Source organism: Rheinheimera marina (genome assembly GCF_042654345.1).
Lineage (GTDB): Bacteria > Pseudomonadota > Gammaproteobacteria > Enterobacterales > Alteromonadaceae > Pararheinheimera > Pararheinheimera marina.
Genome location: NZ_JBHSGB010000008.1, coordinates 1 through 8771, shown reverse-complemented (window position 1 = coordinate 8771; position 8771 = coordinate 1). Strand labels below are relative to the sequence as shown.

8 protein-coding genes and 1 rRNA gene are annotated in these 8771 nt (G+C 53.7%); 5 read left to right on the top strand and 4 right to left on the bottom strand.

What is annotated here, in order from left to right; all coding sequences use genetic code 11:
- Positions 1–127 precede the first annotated feature (127 nt).
- Positions 128–346 (bottom strand): hypothetical protein, encoded by a 219-nt coding sequence (locus ACFO3I_RS08910; RefSeq protein WP_377333487.1) that lies wholly within the window; start codon positions 344–346, stop codon positions 128–130.
- A gap of 166 nt (positions 347–512) precedes the next feature.
- The gene (locus tag ACFO3I_RS08905; protein WP_377333486.1) at positions 513–1949 is read right to left on the bottom strand and encodes an FG-GAP repeat domain-containing protein; all 1437 of its coding nucleotides are present in this window, start codon (positions 1947–1949) and stop codon (positions 513–515) included.
- A 134-nt stretch (positions 1950–2083) separates the two neighbouring features.
- Between ACFO3I_RS08905 and ylqF the strand changes: the two genes are divergently transcribed.
- The 5 genes from ylqF to ACFO3I_RS08880 all read left to right on the top strand — a co-directional run bounded on the left by ylqF (position 2084) and on the right by ACFO3I_RS08880 (position 7346).
- A complete protein-coding gene (ylqF, locus tag ACFO3I_RS08900) occupies positions 2084–3019 on the top strand; it encodes a ribosome biogenesis GTPase YlqF (RefSeq protein WP_377333484.1) in 936 nt (311 codons plus the stop codon).
- 40 nt (positions 3020–3059) lie between these two features.
- Complete coding sequence (locus ACFO3I_RS08895; protein ID WP_377333483.1) at positions 3060–4721, top strand: amidohydrolase; 1662 nt, start codon at positions 3060–3062, stop codon at positions 4719–4721.
- A 92-nt stretch (positions 4722–4813) separates the two neighbouring features.
- A complete protein-coding gene (locus tag ACFO3I_RS08890) occupies positions 4814–5569 on the top strand; it encodes a TrmH family RNA methyltransferase (RefSeq protein ID WP_377333482.1) in 756 nt (251 codons plus the stop codon).
- Complete coding sequence (cysM, locus tag ACFO3I_RS08885; protein WP_377333481.1) at positions 5569–6450, top strand: cysteine synthase CysM; 882 nt, start codon at positions 5569–5571, stop codon at positions 6448–6450. Before ACFO3I_RS08890 ends, cysM begins: the two co-directional genes overlap by 1 nt.
- Positions 6450–7346, top strand: a complete 897-nt coding sequence (locus tag ACFO3I_RS08880; RefSeq protein ID WP_377333480.1) for a DMT family transporter — start codon at positions 6450–6452, stop codon at positions 7344–7346. The genes cysM and ACFO3I_RS08880 overlap by 1 nt, the downstream gene beginning before the upstream one ends.
- Here the strand turns inward: ACFO3I_RS08880 and ACFO3I_RS08875 are convergent.
- Both ACFO3I_RS08875 and rrf read right to left on the bottom strand, forming a co-directional pair.
- Positions 7343–8539, bottom strand: coding sequence for a hydrolase (locus ACFO3I_RS08875; RefSeq protein ID WP_377333478.1), 1197 nt, complete (start codon positions 8537–8539; stop codon positions 7343–7345). The genes ACFO3I_RS08880 and ACFO3I_RS08875 overlap by 4 nt on opposite strands.
- A gap of 141 nt (positions 8540–8680) precedes the next feature.
- Positions 8681–8771, bottom strand: a 5S ribosomal RNA gene (rrf, locus tag ACFO3I_RS08870); the annotation flags it as partial.

The following is an 8771-nucleotide window of genomic DNA, read 5'->3' as shown; positions in this document are numbered from 1 at the left end:
TTAGGCGGGAGCATCGTTCCTACCCAAGGCAAGTCAAACGGAAACCAAGCAAATATGCGCACAAAAAATAATGCCAGTCAGCTTAACTGACTGGCATTACCAGCATAGGTGCCCTTTTCGCTTGGTGTCAGGCTTTAAAGCGGGCAGCGTCCAGAATGGCAAACAAATGCACAATGGCGGCGATAAATGGCGGGACCACTAAGAACCACAGTGCATACCCAACGCCAACAATCACAAAAAACAAAATAGCGGCCAATAACCGGCCTTGCAGCAATTGGCCTAAACCAGGAAAAAACAGCGAACATAACGCGGCCAGTACATTGCCGCCAGAACCTTGTCCTGCCACAGCAGATCTCCTTTTTAATAAGTGTGTTTTCAGCAGCATACCAGATTTATCACCATGGTTAGGTTGAAAAAACATAGCTTGCATGCCTTCACGGCCACAGCGCCGATCTAAAGAATAAACGGCTACTTGTTTAGACTCGTATTCAACCACGCTCTAATAAACATAATCACTGCTGCAACAAAAAATGCAGCTGGTTACGTACCTCTGGTGGGTCCTGGTGGGTAAATGGCAATACCAGATCCATTTTGCCGTTTTGGTCTAAATCCATCGCTTCTGCGGTCATGCCATTGAGTGGCACCGGCTGCTTCAGCCGCACGCTTTTGCTGCTGAACAGCTTTTCTTTGGCGCTGGCGTAAATTTTCAGATGGTCTTCATCACCAATCAGCAACAGCGCCGGCGCATTGGCGCTGCTCAGCACTTTCAACACAGGTAAATTCACCTGAGCACTGCCAATGCTGACTTGTGCCGTAGCGTCTTGCCGGTAAACAGGGCGCTGCGGGTACTGGCCACTGGCCAACTGCGGGAAAAACTGCAGCTCAAGGCCGGCGGTGCCGGCTAACAAGGCCCGCACCAGCTTGCCGATACCAAACTCAGCCGCCGGTGTATAAAAATCCAGTTTCTGGTCGCCGTTTAAATCGATAAACAAAGGTTCGGATTGGATGCCCTTGGTATTGATCAGGCCGCCCGGTTCCGCGGGCCAGCTCAGCCGCTGCGCACCCGCCACTGCATAATGCACCCGGTAGCTGTAGCTTTGTTCCACCGCGTCCTGAAACTGCTCCTGGCGCACCACAATGTCGGCCAGCCCATCGGCATTCAGATCTTTCATATCAAACAAGCGGCGCAGCTGCAGGCCCTGAAAGCTTCGGCCATCCCCTCCCCGCAGTTCTGCCTGGTTGTCCGGTGTTAGACCTAATTGCAACTCAACCAGCTTTGGCTCTGTGCTAAAACCACCAGGCTGCTGCAGATACACCAAGAGTTGGTCGTCCTGCTGAAACGCAATGTCTGTCATGCCATCCTGATTTAGGTCCAACCGATAAGGCTTTTTACTGCGGTAGCCAGGCTCCGCCTGATACACCAACACCCGACTTTGCACCGGCAGACTGAAAGAGTTAAAACTGCCGTCGGTCTGCTGCAGGTACAGATGATAGGCCTGAAAATCCGGGATCAAAAAATCACTGAGCCCGTCTTTATTGACATCCAGCACAAAATCCAGGCTCGGCAGGCGCTTTTGGTCCACAGCCCGGTACAGCGATTCAGTATTAATTAAGCGGGACCAGCTTTGGCTGGCCGCGTCATAACGGCTGATGCCTTCGGTGCCTAACAGCACCAAGCTTTCGCTGGCCTGACCGGCCAGGCTGGCTTGCTGAAAGAACTGCGCATGCGCAGGCAGCCCCAGCAAACTGGCTTGCTGCGTGGTTAAATCCACCCAGCTTAGCCAGCGCTGGGTGTCAGAATGACCGGACTGCAGCAGGACTTTAGCTTTGGGCATCAGCACCATGTCGCCATTGGCCGGGTGCTGTAACTGCACTTGTTGCTGTACAAAATTTTGCGCCAGCACCGGAGTTGCCAACAAGGCCAGCAGCACACTCATTCGTTTTTTCATACCAACTCACTCCCTGAATACGTGCAACAAAGACCTTTCGCATGGAAAAAAATTCCTGCCAGTCGCCACAACAGCGTAAAATACTGCTTTTGTTGATTCAGTCTGCCACAGCAGATCCGCATGCGAGAAGCACTATGTCGATAAACTGGTTCCCGGGCCATATGCACAAAGCCCGAAAAGAAATTGCTGAAGTGATGCCGCAGGTCGATATCATTATCGAAATGCTGGACGCCCGCATTCCTTTCTCCAGCGAAAACCCTCTGGTGCCCGAGCTGCGTGGCGACACGCCGGTGATTAAAGTACTGAATAAAGCCGACCTGGCCGACCCGGCCGTCACTGAGCTTTGGGTGAACAAGTTTGGTGAGGAAAAAGGTATCCAGGCCATTCCGATCAGCCAGCAAAACCCGGAGCACATTAAAGGCCTGTTGGCGCTGTGCAACCAGATGCTGCCAGAGCGGAATTTAGATATTCGTGGTGCCCGCGCCATGATTATGGGCATTCCAAACGTGGGTAAGTCGACGCTGATCAACACGCTGGCCGGCCGGGTGATTGCCAAAACAGGTAATGAAGCGGGTGTCACCAAAATGCAGCAGCGAATTAAGCTCGATAACAACGTGATCCTGACCGACACACCAGGGTTTTTATGGCCTAAGCTGAGCCCGGCCAGTTGTGGTTACCGCCTGGCCGTGACCGGCGCTATCAAAGACACCGCCTTTGATTATGCTGACATCGCCATTTTTGCGGCTGATTATTTGTTGCAACACTACCCGCAGCAAGTGATGGCTCGCTACCAGCTGACTGAACAGCCAGAAAACGACGTCGCACTATTGGATGCCTTAGGCGAACGCCGTGGCTGCATGAAAAAAGGCGGTGTGGTCGACCTGCAAAAAGCTGGCGCCATTCTGATCACTGAGCTGCGCGCTGGTCTGTTTGGCCCGATCAGCCTGGAAACCCCGGATATGGTGACAGTGGAATTGCAGAATGCTAAGTTAGAAGAAGCCAAAAAAGCGGCAGAAAAAGCGGAGCGCGACAAAATCCGCCAGAAAAAAGCCCAAAAACGATACCGCTAGTCCGGCTGGTCCCGGCGCGGACCAACTCAGGAAAACTCCAATGAAGCTGTTCAGATCCTCGCTGATTTTTGCACTACTCAGCAGCACAGTCAGTGCTGCTCCGGTGCTACTGACCAATATCCAAGGTTATGGTTTTGATGAAAAGGGCGGGTTGGCCCGTTTCAGCCAACTGGCTTTTGATGACCAGAGCGGCAAAGTGCTGGCACGCGGCCATCAATTAAGTGGCTTTGCACAAGCTAAAACCCTGGACGGTCAGGGGAAAACCTTATTACCTGGCTTGATTGACGGCCATGGCCATTTACTGGGCCTTGGCCAAAACCTGAATCAGGTGGATTTACGCACCAGTCAAAGTGAAGCCGACGCTGTCGCTGCTGTGGCGGCCTTCGCTAAAACCCAGCCGCAGGCACAGTGGGTCATAGGTCGCGGCTGGAACCAGGTGTTATGGCCAGAACGCCAGTTCCCCGGTAACACCTTGCTTGATGAAGCCATTTCCGACAAACCAGTCTGGCTGACCCGGGTCGACGGTCATGCCGGCTGGGCCAACAGCAAAGCGCTGGCGCTGGCCGGTATCAGTAAAGAAACTCTGGACCCACCCGGCGGTGAAATTATCCGTGATGCCAAGGGCAACCCAACCGGTGTGCTAATCGATAACGCCATGTTGCTGCTGGAAAAGCAGATCCCGGCAAGCACCGAAGCCGAGCGCCAGGCCGCCTTGCAGGCTGCCTTTAACCATTTGTTGTCTCTTGGTATTACCTCGGTGCACGACGCAGGCATTGATGCGGCAACCTTACAGAGTTACCAGCAGCTGAAAAATGCCAAGCAAATGCCACTGCGTATCTACGCCATGCTGTCGGCCACAGATCCAGAGCTGAAAAACTGGTTAAAAGCAGGCCCGCTGCTCGACCCCAGCGATCAGCTGGTGGTGCGGTCAGTCAAAATTTATGGTGACGGCGCCCTTGGCAGCCGTGGTGCCGCCCTGATTAAACCTTACAGTGACAAACCTGAACAAAAGGGCTTGTTTGTGACTCAGCCGGATCAATTAACGGCAGTAATGAAACTGTCGCTGGATGCCGGTTTCCAGACCAACGTGCATGCGATTGGCGACTTGACCAACCGGCTGGTGCTTGACCGCTTTGAGCAACTGGCGACGGACGAGCAACGCCTGCAAGGTCGCCACCGGGTTGAACATGCGCAAATTGTGGCGCCTAAAGATATTCCGCGTTTTGCCAAACTGCATATTCTGCCTGCCATGCAACCGACCCACGCGACCTCGGATAAAAACATGGCGCAAGACCGCTTGGGCGTGGCGCGTTTACGGGGCGCATACGCCTGGAAAAGTTTTGTCGACCAGGGCAGCCGTATTGTCGGCGGCTCGGATTTCCCGGTGGAGCTCGCCAACCCCTTCTTCGGCATTCACGCAGCCGTGACCCGCCAGGACCAGCAGAATCAGCCGGTGGGCGGCTGGTTACCGGAGCAACGCCTGCCCCTGACCCAGGCACTCAAAGCTTTTACCGTCGACGCGGCCTATGGCGCCTTTCAGGATCAGCAGATGGGTAGCTTGTTACCAGGTCAGTGGGCCGATTTCATTGTCGTTGACCGGGATCTTTATCAAATTCCTGCCGAGCAGTTATGGCAGGTCCAGGTGCAGCAAAGCTGGGTCGCAGGTCAGAAAAAATATCAGACCACAATGTTAACGCCGTAGGGGCAGGGTTTAGCCCTGCCCGTCTTGTCGGCAGAGCTATGGTTTAAAAAAAGCACAGCCTCAAAGACTGCGGCTTGAAGTAAGTAGGGTTTATGATCAGTCAGAAATGGGCAAAGTTGCTGCGTTCGTTGCAGCAAAAAAAGTACCGCAAAATCGAGCAGCTGTTTGTGGTGGAAGGCGAAAAAGCTGTGCTGGAAGTACTGCAAAGTGACTGGTCGGTGAAAGCCTTGTTTGCCACCGAAGACTTTTTACAGCGTCATGCGGCTTTAGCCCAGAAAGCGGCCATGGTGCAGCAAGCCAGCCCAACAGAACTGGCCCAGGTCGGCAGTTTTCAAAGCAATGATGCGGCCCTGGCCGCCGTAGAAATTCCGGCACAGCTGGATTATCAGGAACAGGCTGTAGACTGGGTGCTGGTGTTAGACCAAATCAACGATCCGGGTAATTTGGGGGCAATGATCCGCATTGCAGACTGGTATGGTATCAAGACCATACTGTGTTCGTCGGACACTGTCGATTTATATAACCCTAAAGTCATAGCCGCGGCCAAAGGTTCGTTTTTGCGGGTGCAGCTGCATTACGGCGATCTGAACCATTGGCTTGGGCAAACCGGCTTGCCTGTGTATGGCGCTTACCTGGAAGGTGAAAACATTCACCAACTGGCGCTGCAGCAGCAAGGTGGTTATCTGGTGATGGGTAATGAAGCCAATGGGATCAGCCCTGCGCTTGCTCAGTTGGTCAGCCGCAAACTGACGATCCCGGCGTTCGGTCAGACCGAATCATTAAATGTGGCGATGGCGACTGCTGTGCTGGTCGATAATCTGAAACGCCTATCTGCAGTGAGGTCTTAATGTTCCCTACCATTGAATCCTATGTCGGCCAGACACCGCTGGTAAAACTGCAACGGCTGACCTTGGGTATGGGCAGTACTGTGCTGGTCAAACTTGAAGGCAACAACCCGGCAGGCTCGGTCAAAGACCGCCCTGCGCTTTATATGCTGCAACAGGCCGAACAGCGTGGTGAGATTAAACCCGGTGACGCGCTGATTGAAGCCACCAGTGGCAACACAGGCATAGCGCTGGCAATGGCGGCGGCGATTAAAGGCTACAAGATGAAGCTGATCATGCCGGACAATATGACCGAAGAGCGTAAAGCCTCAATGCGGGCTTATGGTGCCGAACTGATTTTGGTCAGCAAAGAGCAAGGCATGGAATACGCCCGCGATTTAGCCAAGCAAATGCAGGCCGACGGCCAGGGTTTGGTGCTGGATCAATTTAATAACCCGGATAATCCGGCCGCGCACTATGCCAGCACAGGCCCGGAGCTCTGGCAGCAAAGTCAGCAACAGATGACGCATTTCGTCTCCAGCATGGGCACAACAGGCACCATCATGGGTTGCTCACGCTATTTAAAAGAGCAAAACCCGGCTATTCAGATCATCGGCCTGCAGCCGGCCGAAGGCAGCAGCATTCCAGGCATCCGGCGCTGGCCAGAGGCCTATTTGCCAGGCTTCTTTGAACGCTCCCGGGTAGATGAAGTGATGGATATCACGCAAGACGACGCGCTACGTACCATGCGCCAGCTGGCCACCGAAGAAGGTATTTTTTGTGGTGTTAGCTCTGGCGGTGCCGTTTATGCTGCACTGCAAATTGCTCAGCAGCAGCCAGGCCGTGTGATTGTGGCCATTATCTGTGACCGTGGTGACCGTTACCTCTCTTCAGGGATCTATTAGTGCCCTTTGAATACCTGGCCCTGCTCGCGGCCTGTTGCTGGGCCATCGGCAGTCTGTTGTCGGCCAAAGCGGCCAGTCACTTGGGTGCCTTCGCTTTTACCCGCTACCGCCTGGCCTGTGCCGCTACTTTGTTATGGCTGATGGCCTTTGCTTTGGGTGGCATCAACACCTTGCAAAGCTCGCAGCTGCCTTTGCTGGCAGTCTCAGCCTTAGTAGGCATATTGATAGGGGACACCTCCCTCTTCGCCTCGATGAACCGGCTTGGCCCACGCCGGGCTGGCGTGTTATTCGCCACCCACGCCATGTTTTCGGTGGTGCTGGCTTATCTGTTTCTCGGTGAATCCATTTGGGGTTGGACTTTGGCTGGCTGCAGCCTGCTTAGTGGCGGCGTGATGACGGCCATTTTATTTGGCCGGCGCAACGAGGAACAGCATCACTGGGAAGCCGATTCCAGCCAACTGCGTTCTGGCATTGCGTTGGGTTTGGTTTCAGCGGTATGCCAGGCAGCGTCCACTCTGATGATCAAACCACTGATGGAAACCGATATCGATGCAGTGGCCGCCTCGGCAGTGCGGATGACGGTCGCTCTAGTGGCACATTTAACGTTGTTCTGGCTGGGCTTCAAAGTAGCCCGCAGCTACCAGCCGATGAACCGCAAGGTGTTTTTGCTGGTTCTGGTCAATGCAGCCTTATCTATGGTCATCGGCATGACGCTGATACTGCAGGCATTAAAGCGGGGCGACGCTGGCCTGGTCGGTATGCTGTCATCTGTCAGCCCTGTGGTGGTGGTGCCTTTATTGTGGCTGGTCTATAAACGCAGGCCTGCGGCAGGCGCCTGGTTTGGCGCCATGATGACAGTGGCAGGCACTGTGCTGATACTCAGCAGCAGGCATTAAATCGCTTCAGGGATCTGGTTGTTATGCCGGTCTATCAGTCGCAGAATCTCTGCCAAGGCGCCGGCGTGGTCCGGTGTCAGAATGCCATTATGGCCAAAGATAATATCGTCTGAGACCGCGAGCACCCACACCGCCTGCATATTGGCATCGTCACAGCTGTCGATCCCCCGGCGGGCGTGCACCCTGGCCCGAATACGCCAACCTGAACGGTCCAGCTGCATCATGCAACCCGGAATGGCATCATGCTGCGCTAACTGGCTGTTCAGATTCAGCTGTATCTCACAGTTACCTCTTGGGCATTTATCAATATCGTGGGTAATAGCCCAAGAGTTGCCAACCGCGCGTTCGCCATCCTTCAGGAAATTAAACGCCTCTTTTACCGCAAAATCACCTTTGGACTGCAATACCACCATACTGGGCTTCTGCCGATCTACACTGAGTAACGAGTCCAGCGGCTTGTATTCCTTGGCGGTGATAGCAGGGTTAAGTAGCAGATATAAGTTCGGATTCTGTTTGCCTTTGTCGATGGCGGCTTTGATCCGGCCTTTACTGGCGTGAATAGCCACAGAACCACCTAAACTATGGCCAATGAAAATATAGCGCTTCAATAAGCCCTGTTCGACCACAGCATCGAGTCTGTCCAGCAAGCGACTGACTCCAACCTCACCCACCCGGCGAGACACACGCTTACGCTGAAAAATAGAGGGAAAATCCAGTGGCTCCAACCAGCCTTCGCTGCGATAGGATTCATCCAGCCACAGTGGATCGTATTTATCGCCACGCCAGCCCAAGTACAAGCCGATCAGGTTGCGCTCTGGTGCAATCTTTTGCAATTCAGCGATATAGTTCTTAAAAGCGACAAAGTTTGCATCATGCGGTTCTGCACTCTGATGCCAGCCGTGCACAAAAATCACCAGCTCGGCAGTGGCGCTGTCAGGCATCGTAATACGCTTAAATAATGCTTCCTGCTGCGCCATATCATGAGGCTTACCCTCATCGTTAAACTCAACCACATGGAAATTACTGCGAGCCGTTTCGGCGGTAGGGAAATGATACTGCTGGTCAGGTACGGGAAAACCAAAAGTCGATACCAACAACAACACGAAAAAGAAGATAGGGACTAACTTAACCCAGGATAACCAGCTTAGCCGCGACAAACGAAACCAGCAGTACTGTACCACCCGAACTAACATAAACACCCCTGCAGAAAAAACGTGCGCATTATAGCTGCTTTCCTGTCCTGCTGCAGCGTTTCTGCCACGTCCGGGATGACAGATGCGTCGATAAATAAAAAAGCCCCTCGCTTTCGCGAAGGGCTTTTTTATTTATTGGGAGCCTGGCGGTGAACTACTCTCGCATGGCAAGCGCCACACTACCATCGTCGCAGCTGCGTTTCACTTCTGAGTTCGGAATGGGTTCAGGTGG